Origin of the sequence: Sphaerochaeta associata (genome assembly GCF_022869165.1) — a bacterium.
Taxonomy (GTDB): Bacteria; Spirochaetota; Spirochaetia; order Sphaerochaetales; family Sphaerochaetaceae; genus Sphaerochaeta; species Sphaerochaeta associata.
The window spans coordinates 1,619,016-1,635,903 of the sequence record NZ_CP094929.1; the positions used below are offsets into that span (position 1 = coordinate 1,619,016).

The window sequence follows — 16,888 nt, forward strand, 5'->3', positions numbered from 1 at the left end:
TATGCAGGTACTTCTTCTGCTTTGCACCCGTTATGCTTTCTCCAAGCAGAATAGGCACAGGGGAACCAGTATCCGTATTACCATCGGTCTGGGCCTTTGCCTGTTCGCCATCATAGCGGTTTTGTCTTTCATGCAAGCCCTTCAACGGGACCAGTTCGACGATATCCGGACATTTGAATCCTTCGACCTGCAGGTTGTTCTCTCCACAAGCGATGAAGCTGCCGCCAGGCATGCTGCAGATGAGATTGAAGCCCTCGCCTCCGTTGATAACGCATTCATCTACGCAGACATACCTGTCATAACGCAGGCGACAGCCGGCGATACGGTTGCCGGAAGAATCAGGGGATTGGAGGCTGAAGGCAGGTTTCTTTCGCAGCTGAACAGTTATCGGGGAGAACTCTTTGTGCCGGGTTTCCTTGCTTCCTCCTACTCAAACAGCAGAACCCATGCCCTCAAGGATGAGGTCAAGGTCACCCTGCTCAAGAAAGGTCGACAGGCGACTGTTATACCAAGCCAGAAAAACATGGTGATAGGCTCCCTCTATTATACAAGCAGCTATGATTTCGATCGGGCGACCTTCCTTTGTGATATAGAGACGCTTCTTTCCTTGAATCCGGACGTTCAGCTGAAGATTGGAATCTTTACACAGAACGATGTCCTTGAGGTAAAACGGCACATCCTTGATCTGGGGTATGAGGAAGTCGCCACCTACAAGGAGTTGAATGCATCGTTGTACGGTGCCATGGAGCTCGAGCAAAAGATGATGACCCTCATGCTTTTTCTGATGGTGTTGGTCATTCTGGTACATATCAGAAGCAGCAGCAGGCGATTGCTTTTGGCCAAGCAACGAGAGATAGCAATGCTCAGGTCGATGGGATTGACAAAAAAACAGGTGCAATCACTCTTTGTCCTGCAATCCCTTTTGGTTACGCTCATCGGTTGCGTGGTTGGCCTGGTGTTCTCCTATTCGGCCGTAGCCCTTTACCCCATGCTCTCCAATGTCGTATACCAATCCATGGGTGTGCACCTGATATTGGAGATCAGAACGTACGAAGTGGTGTTTTTGGTAGTCTCAATCCTGGTATTCAGCATGCTTGCTTCCTTTCAAGGAACGCATAGAATTCTGAAAGCCGATATTATGGAGATGTTTGCGCATGATGAAGTCATCTGAAGTATTATCCCTGAAGCAGGTTTCCAAAAGCTTTCCGGCAACCCTCAGGGGGGGGCAGCCCATCCACATTCTCCAGCAGGTGGATCTTTCACTGTCCGACTCCACCAGTGTCGCTATCACAGGGCGAAGCGGAAGCGGAAAATCGACGCTTCTGCAAATAAGCGCAGGGTTGCTTTCGTGTGACAGCGGGCAGGTGATTTTTGAGAATCGGGAACTCTCGACGCTCGATGACGTGAGGCTGAGCATGCTGCGCTGCAGGCGGATGGGCTTCATCTTCCAAAGCAGCCTCCTGCTTGATGATTTCAATGCCCTTGAGAATGTGCAGATTCCCGCCATGATCGCCGGTTGTTCGGAGAAAGAGGCACAAAAACGTGCATTGAACCTACTGCAAACCGTCGGGCTTGCTGACAGGTTGTACCATACCAGCGACCAGCTTTCAGGAGGTGAGCGCCAGCGGGTAGCCATTGCACGGGCTTTGGTGAATGAACCTGCGGTAATCTTTGCAGATGAACCAACGGGTTCGCTGGATGAACGGAACGCCCAGCTGGTGGAGGACCTCCTGCTCAATTTGGTGGCAGAGCGCAAGGTGGCTCTGATGCTCATCACCCACAACAACGTTTTCGCAGCTCGTTGTGACTTCGTGTACCATCTGCATAACAGAAATCTGGAGGTGGATGCTTGAAAGGTTCCCTCTTTCACCTCATGGTCCTGCGAAAGCTTGGATATCGAGGAAGTCGAGCAGCAAAAAAACGAATACTGTTCAACATTCTGCTGATCAGCTTGGTCGTAGCTTCCTTGGTCTTTGCCCAGATATTTGTCGTGTCCATGAGTCGCGGCATAGCCGACAAGTATGCCCTGCTAGGGAACGGGCACTTGCAGATTCATGAGCATACCGGTCTGGAACTTGGTCCGATTGAAGGCCTTTTGGATACACAACTGGTAGCACAAAGCCATGCGCTCATCTACAGCCCCGAGGCTAACAAGATGGTACGGCTCAAGGGCGTAGGTTCTGAGTATTTCAATGAAATGAGGCTGGAACAGCTCAGTATGGGAACCCCGGAGGCTGGACAAGCAACCAATCTTCCCCAAATCCTGATAAGTACCACCTTGGCCGAAGAATTGGGTGTCACGGTCAATGACCGGGTCGCCCTCATGCTGGTAAGTCAGAACAGCATACGGCCCCAATTGTGCGTGATACACAATCTGTACGACTCCGGATATCAGGAGCTCGATGCCAATCTTGTATTCTGCGACTACGAGCTCGTGCATCGGCTCTTCGGGGGTAAGGAAGAGACGTACTATGAGCTGCTGGTGGAACAATCACGGATGCAGAGCATCAAGGGCGACCTTCAGATGCAGGGATATTCGGTGACTTCCTGGGATGAGGAGAATTACAGTGTGGCAACCAACCTCAATACAAGCCGGCAGGCTGTGTTGGGTGTCATGGTTGTTGTTGCCATTCTTTGCGGTTATTTCATCAGTGAACTGTCCCGGGAACTGGTGGAGGACGATAAGCACAAGATCGCGATGCTTACGCTCCTCGGGGCAAGAAGAGTATTCATCCGCAAGGTCTATTTCTCAACGGTCATGCTGGTCACCTTGGTATCCATCCTTGCAGGAACCATGGCGGGGATGTTGCTTGCAAGCAACCTCGGTCCGTTGCTTTCGTACATCGCTGACAAGTCGATTCCCTCCCTTTCCTACTATCTATTGGATTTTTCCATCTCCATCCCGGCCTCCGACATCCTGTCAATAATTTTGGTATTGCTTTTTGTCAGCATGATTTCAGTGCAGTGGAGCCTCAGAAGGGTAAAGGTAATTGAACCTCTTTCCTGTACACACTTTGACTAACTACGGTTTTCAGCTATACTGACTGCATGAATTTTGAAGTATTTGTTCTGGGGACCAGCGGCATGATGCCTCTTCCCAATAGGTATCTTACCAGCGCGATGGTTCGCCGGGACGGGGAGCTTTTTCTGTTTGACTGCGGAGAGGGAACCCAGGTTTCGCTGAAGATGTTGAATCTCAAATGGAAAAAAATCCACTCCATATTTATCAGTCATATGCATGCAGACCATGTCACCGGCCTTCCAGGAATCCTGATGCTCTCAAGCCAGGTCGACCGTAATGAGCCTCTTACCATTTACGGTCCTGCGAAACTCAAGGAGTATATCGACGCCAATCGGCGCATTCTCGATATGTACATCAATTATGAGATCATCGTGAAGGTTGCAGAGCAGGGAGTCATCCTCGAGACAGAGGATTTCACTGTCTCCGCCTTCCCGTTGCACCATACAAAACCTTGTGTAGGGTATGTCATGCAGGAGAAGGACCGCCCCGGTGAATTCCACCCTGATACGGCGCGGCAACTGGGTGTTCCCATGGGTCCGATGTGGGGCAGGCTGCAAAAGGGCCTTGCGGTAACGCTGGGCGATGGTACGGTCGTAGAAAGTCACCAAGTAATGGGCCAGAAGCGGGAAGGGCGTAAATTCAGCTACGTAACCGATTCAATCTATCTTCCTTCCATCGCAGATCATGTGAGAAAAAGCGACCTGTTGCTTTGCGAGGGCATGTTCACCGCCGATATGGCTGAGACGGCTTTTGAGAAAAAGCATATGACGGCCGAACATGCTGCGAGGATTGCCAAAGAGGCGGAGGTGGCGCAGCTCGGCCTTTTACACTACAGTCCCCGCTACAGCGACCGTGAACTCAAGTACTTGCTCAAGGATGCAAAAAAAGTCTTCGGGCCGTCAATTCTGACCAAAGACCGTATGTGTTTTGATATTCCGCTGAAAAGTTAATTCTCGCTCACGTTGCAGGCGGCCTCAGCTTCATGCAGCAGCTGATTGCTGTCGATCATTCTCCCGTTGCGTGATGCAAATCCAATCTGCAAGGATGAGCCTGAGAACTCCTTCTTGCAACTTTCGATCATGGTGAGGGTGAATGAGCGGGCTTCGTCTGCATTGTAGAAGGGAAGGACCATGGCAATCCTGCCGCCTTCGAGGGTGAAACTGTAAGCAAGTTCCCCGCTTTGCATCATGAGCTTGTTTGCTATCAGGGAAGCCGGTCCCTCGGTGACCTCTATCAACACCAACGTAAGGTCGTAATCCATGTCCTTGGAGTTGTCAAGCTCAACAGAAAGAATTGAAGCGAAGTCTGTCTTGTAGACGATCTGTTCTGCAACGGGTTCTTCTGCTACAGCGGGTTCTACGACTTTTTGAACTTCGATATCCCGTTCAATGCGGGGCATCGCAACGACAGGTTTGATGACCGGTTCTATTTCCAGCTTCTCTTCCTGAATTTCAACCGGTTGTACTTTCTGAGACACTGATTCAACTTTTTGCTGGCCGAATGCAAGTTGATCGCTGTGTAAATGGGCGGGATCGTCATGAGGAAGCGTGTAGAACGGCTTGTCATAGGCATTGGGTGGAAGCTTATCCACCTGATCTGCATAATCCTCATCCCTGCGGCGTGCCACAAGGACACCGATTTCAATCATTACCAGACCGATGAGCAGGGGAAAAAGCTTGACCAAGAGTCCGTACAACATCTCTTGATTGATGTCATACAACGGAAGGAGGAATCGAGATGCCAGATACAGGACTGCAAGCAACAGAAAAACGGTAAGGAACAAACTCAAAATGATTTGCCGTCCATAGTGTTTGTTTTCAGACATCGCAACCTCCAAGCAAACTTTACACCGATACTATAGCTATAGTATCATACTTATTATATAGATTGAAGGATTGCATGACAAGAAAATTCCCGCTGATATTCGCTTTGAGCCTAGCTATATCCTTCCCGTTGCTTCTTTCCGTCTTCGGGGAGGGAGGTTTTCTCCATAACCAGGCCCTGCGCAAGGAAATCGAACGCCTGCGCTATTCACAGCAAGTCCTTTCGTTGCAGGTAGACTCCTTGACCATGCAGCGGGAGCGGATGGGGGAGCGCGATGCAATCCAGGACGCCGCCTTCAAATACGGTTACCAACGTGAGGGCGAGCAAGTCTTTTATTTCGACCTTGGTGATGAGGCTTTGGCCATGGCAGCTCCTGTTACCGCAGGAGAGCCTTACAGCCGCCCATCCTTTGAAGGTTTGCCAACCATCTTCGTTTTCCTTATGGCACTAGCATTATCAACCCTACTTACGATATGCTATGCATTGCTTGAACGTAAACGGAGATAGAATTGTGGGTTGGATGGTTGAGGAAGCGCAGCTGCTCTACAAGACGGTGGATTCCACCATTGATCGGGTGGTGCGGTATTTGCAGGAGGATAATCTCTTGGTTCTCCCCTGTGACACGATATATGGCTTGAGCGGCCGATATGCAACAACTTTTGACAAATTGTGTGCTCTCAAGAAGACTACCGGACAACACCAATTCATCGTGCTTGCCACCTTGGAGCAGGCGCATCAGCTTTGCAAGGTACCGCCGATTCTGGAAAAACACTGGCCTTGTGCACTGACAGTCATTCTGGAAAACCACGAGGGCGGGCAAAGTACCGCCATCAGGGTTCCAAACGACCCATTCATTCAGACGATCCTCACCAAACTCGGCAGGCCCATCTACTCCACCAGTGTCAATGATACTGGCTTCACCATCACCAATATAACCGATATCATCTTTACGTATAAGCAGAAAGTAAAGGCCATAGTCATCGATCCGGATAGAGGAAGGGATACTCCCTCCACCCTGATCGATTGCACGAAAGCGCCCTATGAGCTTGTACGCTGCGGCGCTTACGATGCGTCACAGCTGCTTGTTTAGTTCTGGATGCGTCGAGCCTCCATATAATATCGCTTCTCATGCGCCTCTCCCATGGAGAAGGTTTTCCGCGGAAGCGCATTATCCTTGATGATGGTATCAAAGAAGGTGGCCTTGGAAACATCGGGAAGAATGAGAGCGATGTTTCCTTTTTTCCGCCCGAGATTAGCAGACACATCGACGCCGTGGATATAATCCACAGTTGCAAGCTTGTGTGCAAGCAGCGAATCGATGACAAGCTGCAGTGTGCCTGCGGCAATGGACGCTTTTGGCTGTTGCAGAACGAACACCGAACATCCATCGGCATCACAGTACCCGAATTTTTGCAGACCATCGTTCACATTGATCTGTGCCACCACTTCTTCTTTGGAAGGGACTTTCTTTTCAACATACGAGGTGCATACCTTGGCAATCTCTTGAAGGAACGTCTCCTTGGAGAGATTGAAGAGAACGCGGTGAATTGGTTCAAATTCGAGGCCTGGATCAAAAATGTTTTCCAGTTCCACCAGTGCATACCGGGCAGGATGGTTTTTCAATTCTTCTTCGCTCAAGGGTTGCTTGATGTCCATCCAGCAGCTTTTCGCCGTTGCCAGGCTATGGTTTCCATCGCCCATGGCAAAGAGCAGGGGATTGGAGGGGTCCAAGGCGTCATGCATGGCTTTTACTGCCAGTGCAATGGCTTCAAGGTCCTCCTGCCGGTCGACGACCCATGCGCTGAGATGCCCTCCGCCGGCCATCAATTCAGTATCATATGCTTTTTTCAGCTGCTCGGTTTTCTTTGTCAACGGCTCGATGATCGAACGTTTCTCGTCGTTTATCAACACCATGATATGTGGCAGCTCCAGCGGAGCGTTGCGCCTGATCTCCTTTCTCGGAGGGATGCGGCTCAGAATCGTCCCTTCGGTTGCCCTGATCAAGGTTCTTGAGTCCTTGGCATAGTCGTAGTGTTCCAGATCCAGGGCGACCAGCAACCCCCATCTTCCATTCGGACAATTGTCCGTTGTACGATGGACAAGGAAAAAACAGTTTGGATAGGTGGTGAAAATACCGTTTTTAATATAATCCTGCATCGCAGAATTGATTGATCTGATGCGTTTCTCGGGATCTGCTTCCTCCAGGTAGACTTCCGGGTAGATCAGGTGCAGGGTGGATGGATCGTTTTTTACATATTCGGCTGCTTGTTCCCAATACTCGGGTTCTGAAGTATACTGATCACAAGCAACGACAGCCCATTTGGTCAGGTCGGTTCCTGGTTTAGGAATCATGATATCGGCACATTTGAGTGCATACTGGGCCAAGTGTTGAGCAACGTTGGACATGCTGTAACCTCTTTGATTTATGGATGTGGTAATATACTATTCCAATATTGCCAGATACGCAACATAAAGTGAGAAAATATGAGTAAAGCAATTATATATACAGGTGGCGGTGCTCCAGCATCCATTCCTTTTGGATTGGTGCAGAAGGGTGATTACGTCATCGCCGCCGACAGCGGGTATGATACAGCACGCAAGCTCGGCACGCATGTCGACCTGTGTGTCGGCGATTTTGACTCCACATCCCTTTCAAATGAAATCCAAAACCGGGTCCATGAAAGAAGTCTTCGTGACAAAGACGAAAGCGATACCGAGTTGGCAATCAAGAAAGCGATCAGCATGGGGTATGACTCGTATTGTCTTGTGGGTGGAGGAGGCTTTCGAATGGATCACCTGTTTGCAACATTCAGCCTGTTCGACCGGTTTGGCCCCCCCGATCTTTGGTATACTGGATACGAGGAAGTACATCTGGTGCGCGGGTACCAGCGTTTCGAAGGTCTGAAGGCAGGGCGGCATGTCAGTCTTTTCCCAACCAGTTTCACCAAGGAAGCGTTTATAACCGCAAAGCAGTTGCAATGGCCTTTGGAAAACCATCGATTGTCGATGGATACCCTTTCGCTCTCAAACCGCACCACTGATTCCTTCCTGGATGTATTTGCAAAACAGGGGGGGGTACTGTTTGTCAGCTTCCCGGTTGCAGACAAGCTGCCCTAGATGCTATTCTCTGTGTATGTTGCAGACCAGACGATTGCTGGCATTTTCCAGCCGGGTACACACCTATACACTCCTTTTGTATCTGTTTTTCTTTCTTGTGTACCTGCTAGGCAGTTTTTTTTCAGTAACCGTTGAGTTCGTCACTCTCTTGCAGTTCTTTTTGTATTTGATCAGCTGGACCAGCTTGCTGTTCGGTGTCTGGATATTGGTTTTCTCCTGTATCGTATGGGCAGGCGACCGCGTATTTCCCGTCTCATCAGTGCTCCTTACCATCGCAAGAATGTTCTGCATACTTGCCTTGGGCTTTGTGGTGGCCTTGTTGGAGACGTTGTTCCAGAAGGGGCTGGTGATCAGTTGAATGAGGAGTACTATGCATAAACCAACCATATGTGCCATTCGTGGTGCGATTTGTGTAGCAAAGGATGAACCGCTATACATAGAAGCTGCCGCCTGCAGGCTCTACAAGGCTATTCTTGAGCAAAACAATCTGGATGAAGAGAATGTCGCGAGTCTTCTGATCACCCAAACCAGTGATTTGAAGAGCAGAAATCCAGCAACCGGCCTGAGAAAAGGCGGGTATTGCAGCACCACGCCGTTGTTCTGCATGCAGGAGCTTGAGATTGAAGGGATGCTGGAGCGCGTCATCCGCATGCTTCTCATCCTCAACTTCCATACAGACAAAACCAAGGCGGTGTTCATGGATGGGGCGGAAAGACTTCGTCCTGATTTGCAAAAACAATAATTATAGTGTGCTTGGTATTGTATTCAGGTTTTATTTTGTGCATTTAAATGAAAATTTACAGATTGCGATGTAAAAGAAAACCTTTTCTATTTGTTTATCCACTATAAAATATATTTCTTTATCTGGTTTTTAACGAATAATTATTGCATAAATACTCAAGAAATTGCATACTAAATGGTAATTTACACAATACACTTTAGGAGGCTTCCATGAATCGTCGAATTACCATCGCTCTTATGCTCTTTTGCACCTTTGGATTGTTTGCGGCAGGAGTTGCCGAGCAAACTTCCCCGGTATATCCACAAAAACCCATCACCATGATTGTTCCATACGGAGCGGGTGGGACGACCGACATCAGTGGAAGGCAGTTGGCCATCCAACTGGAAAAGCATCTGGGCAAGAGCATCACGGTGATCAATCAGGGTGGGGCGAGCGGTTCCATCGGGGCACGGACGGTGCTCGATGCAAAAAGCGATGGATATACCGTTCTCTTTACGGCTGAATCATTGGGAACCCAACGTGTCATGGGGCTCAGTGAGATGAGTTATGATGATTTCACCCCCATCATGGTTGCAGTCAACGATCCTAAAGTAATTGTTGTCCATAAGGATTCACCCTATCAAACGCTGCAGGATTTGGTAAACGATATCAAGAGCCGTCCCGGCAAGGTGAAAATGTCCTATACAGGACCTGGTGGTTCTGGGCACGTCCAGGCGCTCATCTACAACAAAATGGGTTTGGACATGGCCTTGACTGCATACCCCGGTGGTGCCGACTGCATTGTAGCCGTTCTTGGCAGACAGGTTGAGTTTACCAATTCCAACTACTCAACGGTGACCGGATATTTGGAAAGCGGGGATCTCAAACTGTTGGGAATCTCTGCACTCCAGAGATTGGAGGCACATCCCGAAGTCCCGACGCTCGATGAGATTCTTCCCGGTTCACAGAAGTATCTGGGCAATCCCTTTACTCCGCTCTCCTTGCTTGTGAAAGCCGATGTTCCTGCCACTGTTGTCCAGATTCTTCGGGAAGCTGCCTCCAAGGCGGTCCAAGAGCAGGCATGGAAGGACTTTGTTGCGAAAAACTCATTGGACAAGCTGTATGAGAAGTACCCGGACGAGGCTTCCATGCGCTCCTTCTTCACCGAGTGGGAATCCCTTGTTTCTTGGTTGTTGTATGACAACGGAGCTGCAAAAATCAGTCCTGAGAAGTTCGGCATCAAGAAGTTGCATTACTAGGAGCTCCAATGACCACGCACCACAAGCACAGTATGACATGCTATGAGGGCATTGCATTTCTCCTGCTCTCCGTCAGTCTTATCGTGTACTCACTAGTCAATCATGCAGAGGCTCAAGTTGAGTGGAAACAGTCACCGTATCTGTTTCCACTGTTGATAGCCGTGTTTTTGCTTCCACTCTCCCTGTCTGTGATAAAACAGGGAGCGAAGCAGTGCCCGCAGGAATCGGGGAAGTTTCAAGGAAAACCAACGCTGGTAATGGTTGCAGCAACCGCTCTTTACATTGCAAGTATGGGCCTGCTTGGATTTTTGGTCAGCACCGCTCTTTTCTTGCTGTTCATCATTCGGTATCTGGGAGAGAAACGATGGGTTGTGACCATCAGCATTGCCATCCTTTTTCCTGTGGTGCTGTATCTGCTATTCGCCATGCTTTTGCATGTGATGCTGCCATAGGAGTTCAATGCAATGGTTGATGTGTTGGGAATTCTTTCGTTCGCCTTTGATTTCAGGTTTGTTCTTCTGGTTTTCGTTGGATCGGTCGCCGGCTTGTTCGTCGGTGCAATCCCCGGTTTATCGGTCTCCATGGCAACGGCCCTGTTGGTCTCCATCACCTATTCGTGGCAGACCACCGATGCGCTTGCCACCATCATGGGTGTGTATGTGGTCGGGGTTTTCTCCGGAGCGCTGTCGGCAATCCTGATCAATATCCCAGGAGCCCCTTCATCGGTGGTTACCACCCTCGACGGCTTCCCCTTGGCAAAACGCGGGCAGTCATACCAGGCGCTGTCGTACGCCATCATGTACTCATTCATTGGGACATTGTTCGGCTTCATAGCTCTATTGCTGGTGGCAAAGCCTATTTCATCCCTTGCCTTGCGGTTCACTCCCATGGATTACTTTTTGCTGGCCTTGTTCGGCCTCACAACAGTCGGTTCGCTGACAAGCAAGCAGTTCTCCAAAGGCTTGATCAGCGCAGCCTTGGGGTTGTTGTTCAGCATGATCGGCATCGACTCGGTCATGGGTACCGCCCGCATGACCTTCGGAATTCGCAATCTGCAGGCCGGTATCAATATTGTTCCGGCACTGGTGGGTTTGTTTGGGTTTTCCGAAGTGCTGATGAGCCTCTCAGTTTCTCTTGAGGACGGGGAAGTAGCCAAAATGTCCAAGACCCCGATACGGCTCAAAGAGTTGCTTCGTCACGCTCCTCTTTCACTCTGGTATGCCACCATCGGCGTTTTTGTCGGGGCACTGCCCGGGGCCGGAGGCCCGGTGGCCGCCTTCTTGGCCTACAGTCAGGCAAAACGAGTGGTCAAGCATCCATCCGTTCCCTTCGGCGAGGGGGCGGTTGAGGGTATCGTCGCAAGTGAAACTGCCAATAATGCCTGTATCGGCGGGGCGATGATACCAATGCTTACGTTGGCTATTCCCGGTGATGCCGTAACGGCGATTATTCTCTCGGTGTTCTATGTGCACGGGTTGCGACCGGGACCCATGTTCATCCAGACCAACAGTGATATGTTCCAGGCGATTCTTGCCGGTGGTTTTGTGGGAAGCTTCTTCCTGTTGTTGCTGGGCTATCTGGCGGCGCCGAGAATCAGCAAGGTGCTTACCATTCCCAAGAGGGTCCTGCTGCCGTTGGTGACCGTTTTGTGCGTCATCGGCTCGTTTGCCGCTAACAACCGGAGCTTCGATGTCCTTTTGATGTTCCTATTCGGAATCCTGGGCTTCTTCATGCGACGTCGTTCCTACTCGGTGGCTCCGATGACACTTGCCATCGTGCTGGGAGGCATGATGGATTCCAATTTCAGAAGGGCAGTGAGTCTGGCATCCAGTGAAGACAACAAGCTTCTTGCTCTTTTCGGCCGGCCGATTACCATGATTCTGCTGCTCCTCTTGTTGATAACCCTTGCTACCAACAGCAATCTTTTCAATCGTCGAAGGAAATCCAAATGAATGTACATGTCAAACCCGGCTTCTTGAAGGGGAGCCTCCAAGTCCCAGGTTCGAAGAGTCATACCATCCGTTCGGTGCTGCTTGCCACCCTTGCCGGTGGCAGGACGTGCATAGAGAATCCTCTTGCAAGCGGCGACGGACTGAGTGCCCTGGCAGCAAGCCGTGCCTTTGGGGCGATTGTCAAGGAAGAAGAGAATCGTTGGGTTGTTCAGGGAAGGGGAGGCATCCTGCAGGTTCCCTCCAATGTGTTGGACACCGGGAACTCGGGGACCACTACCTGTCTGTTTACATCGGTGGCCTCCTTGGTGGACGGCTATACGGTAATCACCGGTGATGAACAGATTCGAAGACGGCCCATCATGCCTTTGGTCGACGCATTGAATGCTTTGGGCGCCACGGCATTTCTTACCAGGGGAGGCCAAGGCTGCCCCCCTGTGGTGGTGAAGGGAGTCCTGCAAGGAGGGACGGTGACCATCGAGGGTAAAAACAGCCAATATGTCTCAAGTCTGCTGTTGTCCGCCCCTCTGGCGAAGCGTACAACGGTGATACAGGTCGTCAACGCCTTGGAAAAACCGTATGTTCAACTTACGCTCGATTGGATGAAACGTCTTGGTATAGAGGTGGCAAATCCAGCGGACTATACGCAATTTGTTGTTGAAGGGGGACAGCAGTATCAATCGGGTGATTTTACAATACCCTCCGACTGGTCTGCAGTCGCCTTTCCGTTGGTTGCTGCTGCGATTACCCGGTCGGATTTGGTGCTTACCGGTCTGGACTTCTCCGATTCCCAAGGGGATAAGCGTGTAGTTGATATTCTCGCCCGATTCGGGGCGAATGTGTACAGGCAGAATGAGAGCGAACTGCACATTGTCGGAGGAGAAAGACTGAAGGGCGGCTTGACCATCGATCTTTCAGACATTCCCGACGCCCTTCCGGCTTTATCCGTTCTTGCGACCCAGGCTGAAGGGCGGACGGTATTTGTCAATTTGGAGCATGTCAGGCAGAAAGAGACTGACCGGGTGGCCGAAATGACTGCAAAATTGAATTCGCTCGGTTGTTCACTGCACATTGAGCAGGACTCTTTGGTGGTGGATGGCCCGACTGCTATTCAGGGTGGAATAGTCTCATCTTCAGGCGATCATCGTATTGCGATGGCATTGGTGGCCGCCGGTCTTGCCGCGGAAGGCGAGGTTGTCATTACTGATGCACAGTGTGCCGATGTCTCTTTTCCGGGATTCTTCTCGAAGTTTGCAGCCTGTGGTGCCGGTCTTTTGATTGAGGAGGCGCAGGATTGAACACGAAGAAAGTAACGATCACCGATGTCGCCAAGGAGGCGGGGCTCTCCATAGCAACCGTCTCCCGGGTTATCAATCATGCACGAAATGTCGATCCTGAATCTGAAAAATTAATTCGTCACGCAATGAAAAAGCTAGGATATGTTCCCGCTGTAAAAAAGCAGAAACTCTCGTTGATGGCCTTGATAGTTCCAAGTCTGGAGAACCACTTTTTTTCGGCGGTTGTCGAAGGCGTGATGAGGGAGGCCAACAAGATGCTTTGTCATGTTGTAGTGTACTCCTCGAATGGAAGCGCCGAGCAGGAGGCCCAGTGTCTCATGCGTGCCGCCTCCCTTGGTATCTCGGCCCTCCTGTTCTGTCCTCTTTCCGATTCTTCGGCTGCTATGCTTCCAGATTTGTTCGACCCGGATTTTCCCCTGGTAATCGTGTATCGGAGAGATTACCTGAAGGGAGCAAGTCATATCTATTACAATAATGTGGAAGGCGGGTACATTGCAGCCAAGTACCTGCTCAGGGGCAATCATCGGCATATTGCCTTCTTTGCCAGTTTCTGGCAGCAACCCAAAGAGAGTATAGCCGACTTGATCGCGTATCTCGACCATCCGAACCGCGGCAGCTACTCATCACTGGACCGCCTCGAAGGATACAGGCGGGCTCTGGCGGAATTTTCGCTTCCTCTCGATCAATCGTTGATTTGCATGACCGGCTATGACTTTCCAAGCGGCTATGCAACAGCGAGGGATTTCCTCTCAAGACTGAGGGATTTCGATGCGATCATTTGCTGCAACGATGCGGTTGCAGCAGGCGTCCTGCAGGCTCTGGATGAACAGCACATCGCCGTTCCCCAGCAGGTTTCCATTCTTGGATACGACGATTCATTTCTTTCAGAAATTGCACGTCCGTCGTTGAGCAGCATTCACCAGGACCCTCAGAAACTGGGAAAGAGGGCGTTTGAGCAACTACAACTCATCCTGGGTGGAAAAAAGTGCGATGATATCATCCTGCAACCGAGTTTGAAAATCCGCAGTTCCTCACGGATGCGTGAACTTGACTGAAAACAATAAAAAAGCATACCAGAATTTCTGATATGCTTGCGAGCCGACTGTCAGGATTGAACTGACGACCCCGAGATTACAAGTCACGTGCTCTACCGCTGAGCTAAGTCGGCTTGGACTGTTGCAATATACCGACAGAAAAACTCTCTGTCAAGCCATGCGAAAAACTCAGTGATGTCAGTTTTTTTCTATCAGCGGTTGACAAAAGATACAATACTTTGTAATGTACGGTTGTCTTTTGGCATGGAGAGGTTCCCGAGCGGCCAAAGGGGGCAGACTGTAAATCTGTTGGTTACACCTTCGAAGGTTCGAATCCTTCTCTCTCCACTTGGAGGCCTTCTTCTTTGAGGAAGGCCTCTTTTCCGTTCTCTATGATGAAAGAGGTGCTGATGCGTTGTTTTTATGAGAAAGGCTTGGCGTTTACCTGTGTTTCCGGTTGCAATTATTGTTGCAGTTGTGAGCCCGGTTATGTGTTCCTTTCCCAAGAGGATCTACAGAGGCTCTGCGCATTCACTTCGATGGACGAAGAACGTTTCATCCGCACCTATTGCCGTTTGGTGAACATGGGCTCATTCAGTATGGTCAGTTTGCTGGAAAAAGAGAATTACGACTGTATTTTCCTTACGAAACAGGGTTGTTCGGTCTACGAAGCGAGACCCAGACAATGTCGCACCTATCCTTTCTGGAGGAGCGTAATGGAAAACGAAGAGAGTTGGGAAGCAGAGAAGGCATCTTGCCCGGGAATCGGTAAAGGAAAGGTCTACTCAAAAACGGAAATCGATGAGATTCTCCGTCAGCAGACCGGACAAGAACCGATTATCCGTTTGTAGGGCATCCTATGGCAAAAGTGTCCGATTCAGTCCTTGAGCAGATCAAGGCACGCATTCCCATCAGTGAAGTCGTCTCAGACTATGTAACCCTCTCATCCAGAGGAGGCAGGCTTTGGGGCCTGTGTCCCTTTCATCAGGAAAAGACGCCTTCATTCTCCGTAGTCGACGACCAAGGCTTCTACTACTGCTTCAGTTGCAAGAAGGGCGGGTCCATGTTCGACTTCGTCATGGAGATGGAGAAGGTCCCGTTCATTGAATCGGTAAAAATCCTTGCAAAGAAGGCCGGCGTCGAACTTGCAGAGGAGAGTCCGGAGGATAAGAAGTCCAGGGATCTGAATGAAACGCTGTACGACCTATACGACAAGATAGCAGGCTCCTTCCATTTTTTGCTTACATCATCACCACAAGGCGAGCATGCCAGGGCGTACCTGCGCGAGCGAAATGTGTCAGAGGCCATGTGGGAAACCTTCAATCTCGGCTATGCTCCACAGGACAGCTCCTGGTTGTATACCTTTCTTACAAAACGGCATTACAGTGACGAACTCTTGGCAAGAAGCGGTCTGTTCAGCCAGAACAATCCAACGTATCCGTTGTTTCGCGACCGGCTGATGTTTCCGATCCGCAGCTGGCAGGGTAAGACGGTGGCCTTCGGAGGCCGGGACCTTACCTTCACTTCAAAAGCAAAATACATCAATACCCCTGAAACAGCAATTTATAGTAAGAAACACCATCTGTTTGGTCTTTATGAGTCGCTCGATACGATAAAAAAAGGGCAAAAAGCCATCCTGTGCGAAGGAAATTTCGATGTGGTGGCTTTGCACCAGAGCGGCTTCACCAATGCCATGGCTCCTTTGGGGACCAGCTTCACCGAAGAGCAGGCCAAGCTGCTGCGCCGTTACTGCACCTCCGTTGAAATTCTCTTTGACAGTGATCGGGCGGGACAGAGTGCAACGGCAAAATCGCTGGTGATCGCCCAGAATATCGGCATGGAGAATTCGGTTCTCACCCTGGGCTCTGCGAAGGATGCATCAGAGTTGGTGCAGCATGAGGGTGAGGAGGCTCTGAAAAGAGCATTACAACAGCCGCAGCAAGGGTTTCGTTATCTTGTAAACAATGCCGTAAACCAGTATGATATACTGACGCCCAAAGGCAAAACCGCGGTATTTAACGCTGTGAGACCATATTTGGACGCTACTGTGTCGTCTATTGAGAAGCAAGATCTGATCAAGGGACTGGCAGCAGTTTTGAATGTTGACGAATCGTCGATACTTGACGATTATTCACGGAATGCTCCTGCCGCAGTGAAAACGGTGGTGGCAACAGGAGAGACGCGGGTCAAACCACTCAATCCTGCAACAATCTCCGTGGATTTGTATGCGATGTTGACATTGGTCAATAATAGGGAGTTATACCTGCAGACACGGTATAAGATTGCTGTTGAGGACTTGGAAGATACAGAAGCAGAAGCACTGTATGACGTATTGGAGGAAGCTGCGAGAGAAGAAGTCGGCAAGCATGATGAATACATCCTGCAAATGATAGATGATGAGCAGCTTCGCAGCGATGTCGCTTCATCCTTTACCATGGAGGAGTTCAAGCTTGCTCCCCAACGAGTGCTCAATGAAGCGGTGAATCGGATTCAATTGAGGACGTACGAGAAAAAGCGGTTGAGTAATAAACGGCTCTTGGATATCAGTCTCTTGGATGGTACCGGGGATGAAGGAATTGAGGAATTGCTTCGGGAAAAGACGGAGATTGATGCAAAGATTGCTCAACTCAAGAGAATTCTCGAGCAGGATATTTAAACAGGGTA

At 50.1% G+C, this 16,888-nt stretch carries 18 protein-coding genes and 2 tRNA genes; 17 read left to right on the forward strand and 3 right to left on the reverse strand.

Annotation, left to right across the window (positions count from 1 at the left end; all coding sequences use genetic code 11):
* Position 1 precedes the first annotated feature (1 nt).
* From MUG09_RS07490 to MUG09_RS07505, 4 genes are read left to right on the forward strand one after another with little or no spacing between them, the layout of a single operon-like run.
* Positions 2-1,171, forward strand: a complete 1,170-nt coding sequence (locus tag MUG09_RS07490) for an ABC transporter permease (RefSeq protein WP_244775042.1) — start codon at positions 2-4, stop codon at positions 1,169-1,171.
* Positions 1,155-1,853: an ABC transporter ATP-binding protein gene (locus MUG09_RS07495; RefSeq protein ID WP_244775044.1), complete on the forward strand. Its 699-nt coding sequence runs from the start codon at positions 1,155-1,157 to the stop codon at positions 1,851-1,853. The genes MUG09_RS07490 and MUG09_RS07495 overlap by 17 nt, the downstream gene beginning before the upstream one ends.
* On the forward strand, positions 1,850-3,022 hold the full coding sequence (locus MUG09_RS07500) for an ABC transporter permease (RefSeq protein WP_244775046.1): 1,173 nt from the start codon (positions 1,850-1,852) through the stop codon (positions 3,020-3,022). Before MUG09_RS07495 ends, MUG09_RS07500 begins: the two co-directional genes overlap by 4 nt.
* A 26-nt stretch (positions 3,023-3,048) precedes the next feature.
* Positions 3,049-3,972 carry a ribonuclease Z gene (locus MUG09_RS07505; protein WP_244775047.1) on the forward strand — a complete coding sequence of 308 codons (924 nt, stop codon included), beginning with the start codon at positions 3,049-3,051 and terminating at the stop codon, positions 3,970-3,972.
* Here MUG09_RS07505 and MUG09_RS07510 read toward each other — a convergent pair.
* Entirely contained in the window at positions 3,969-4,847 is an 879-nt protein-coding gene (locus MUG09_RS07510; RefSeq protein ID WP_244775049.1) for a hypothetical protein, read from the reverse strand. The genes MUG09_RS07505 and MUG09_RS07510 overlap by 4 nt on opposite strands.
* Before the next feature lie 74 nt (positions 4,848-4,921).
* Between MUG09_RS07510 and MUG09_RS07515 the strand changes: the two genes are divergently transcribed.
* Positions 4,922-5,353: a septum formation initiator family protein gene (locus tag MUG09_RS07515; RefSeq protein ID WP_244775051.1), complete on the forward strand. Its 432-nt coding sequence runs from the start codon at positions 4,922-4,924 to the stop codon at positions 5,351-5,353.
* On the forward strand, positions 5,334-5,936 hold the full coding sequence (locus MUG09_RS07520; protein ID WP_244775053.1) for an L-threonylcarbamoyladenylate synthase: 603 nt from the start codon (positions 5,334-5,336) through the stop codon (positions 5,934-5,936). The genes MUG09_RS07515 and MUG09_RS07520 overlap by 20 nt, the downstream gene beginning before the upstream one ends.
* Here MUG09_RS07520 and MUG09_RS07525 read toward each other — a convergent pair.
* Positions 5,933-7,252, reverse strand: a complete 1,320-nt coding sequence (locus MUG09_RS07525) for a DUF1015 domain-containing protein (protein WP_244775055.1) — start codon at positions 7,250-7,252, stop codon at positions 5,933-5,935. The two genes, MUG09_RS07520 and MUG09_RS07525, sit on opposite strands and share 4 nt — an antisense overlap.
* Positions 7,253-7,330: 78 nt before the next feature.
* Here MUG09_RS07525 and MUG09_RS07530 point away from each other — a divergent pair, with 78 nt between their 5' ends.
* The 8 genes from MUG09_RS07530 (at position 7,331) to MUG09_RS07565 (ending at position 14,245) form a co-directional block, all read left to right on the forward strand.
* The gene (locus MUG09_RS07530; protein ID WP_244775057.1) at positions 7,331-7,963 is read left to right on the forward strand and encodes a thiamine diphosphokinase; all 633 of its coding nucleotides are present in this window, start codon (positions 7,331-7,333) and stop codon (positions 7,961-7,963) included.
* Positions 7,964-7,979: 16 nt separating this feature from the next.
* Positions 7,980-8,321: a hypothetical protein gene (locus MUG09_RS07535; RefSeq protein WP_244775059.1), complete on the forward strand. Its 342-nt coding sequence runs from the start codon at positions 7,980-7,982 to the stop codon at positions 8,319-8,321.
* A 12-nt stretch (positions 8,322-8,333) separates the two neighbouring features.
* Positions 8,334-8,705 (forward strand): chorismate mutase, encoded by a 372-nt coding sequence (aroH, locus tag MUG09_RS07540; protein WP_244775062.1) that lies wholly within the window; start codon positions 8,334-8,336, stop codon positions 8,703-8,705.
* A 209-nt stretch (positions 8,706-8,914) separates the two neighbouring features.
* Entirely contained in the window at positions 8,915-9,943 is a 1,029-nt protein-coding gene (locus MUG09_RS07545) for a Bug family tripartite tricarboxylate transporter substrate binding protein (RefSeq protein ID WP_244775064.1), read from the forward strand.
* A gap of 8 nt (positions 9,944-9,951) precedes the next feature.
* The gene (locus MUG09_RS07550) at positions 9,952-10,395 is read left to right on the forward strand and encodes a tripartite tricarboxylate transporter TctB family protein (protein WP_244775066.1); all 444 of its coding nucleotides are present in this window, start codon (positions 9,952-9,954) and stop codon (positions 10,393-10,395) included.
* 12 nt (positions 10,396-10,407) lie between these two features.
* Positions 10,408-11,895, forward strand: coding sequence for a tripartite tricarboxylate transporter permease (locus MUG09_RS07555; RefSeq protein WP_244775069.1), 1,488 nt, complete (start codon positions 10,408-10,410; stop codon positions 11,893-11,895).
* Positions 11,892-13,190 carry a 3-phosphoshikimate 1-carboxyvinyltransferase gene (gene aroA / locus MUG09_RS07560; RefSeq protein ID WP_244775071.1) on the forward strand — a complete coding sequence of 433 codons (1,299 nt, stop codon included), beginning with the start codon at positions 11,892-11,894 and terminating at the stop codon, positions 13,188-13,190. The genes MUG09_RS07555 and aroA overlap by 4 nt, the downstream gene beginning before the upstream one ends.
* Positions 13,187-14,245, forward strand: coding sequence for a LacI family DNA-binding transcriptional regulator (locus tag MUG09_RS07565; protein WP_244775073.1), 1,059 nt, complete (start codon positions 13,187-13,189; stop codon positions 14,243-14,245). The genes aroA and MUG09_RS07565 overlap by 4 nt, the downstream gene beginning before the upstream one ends.
* Positions 14,246-14,286: 41 nt before the next feature.
* Here MUG09_RS07565 and MUG09_RS07570 read toward each other — a convergent pair.
* Positions 14,287-14,358, reverse strand: a tRNA-Thr gene (locus tag MUG09_RS07570).
* A 132-nt stretch (positions 14,359-14,490) separates the two neighbouring features.
* On the opposite strand from MUG09_RS07570, the gene MUG09_RS07575 reads away from it, so the two are divergent.
* From MUG09_RS07575 to dnaG, 3 genes are all read left to right on the forward strand, one after another.
* Positions 14,491-14,572, forward strand: a tRNA-Tyr gene (locus MUG09_RS07575).
* A 62-nt stretch (positions 14,573-14,634) separates the two neighbouring features.
* A complete protein-coding gene (locus MUG09_RS07580; protein WP_244775075.1) occupies positions 14,635-15,075 on the forward strand; it encodes a YkgJ family cysteine cluster protein in 441 nt (146 codons plus the stop codon).
* A gap of 8 nt (positions 15,076-15,083) precedes the next feature.
* Positions 15,084-16,880 (forward strand): DNA primase, encoded by a 1,797-nt coding sequence (dnaG, locus tag MUG09_RS07585; RefSeq protein WP_244775076.1) that lies wholly within the window; start codon positions 15,084-15,086, stop codon positions 16,878-16,880.
* Positions 16,881-16,888 lie beyond the last annotated feature (8 nt).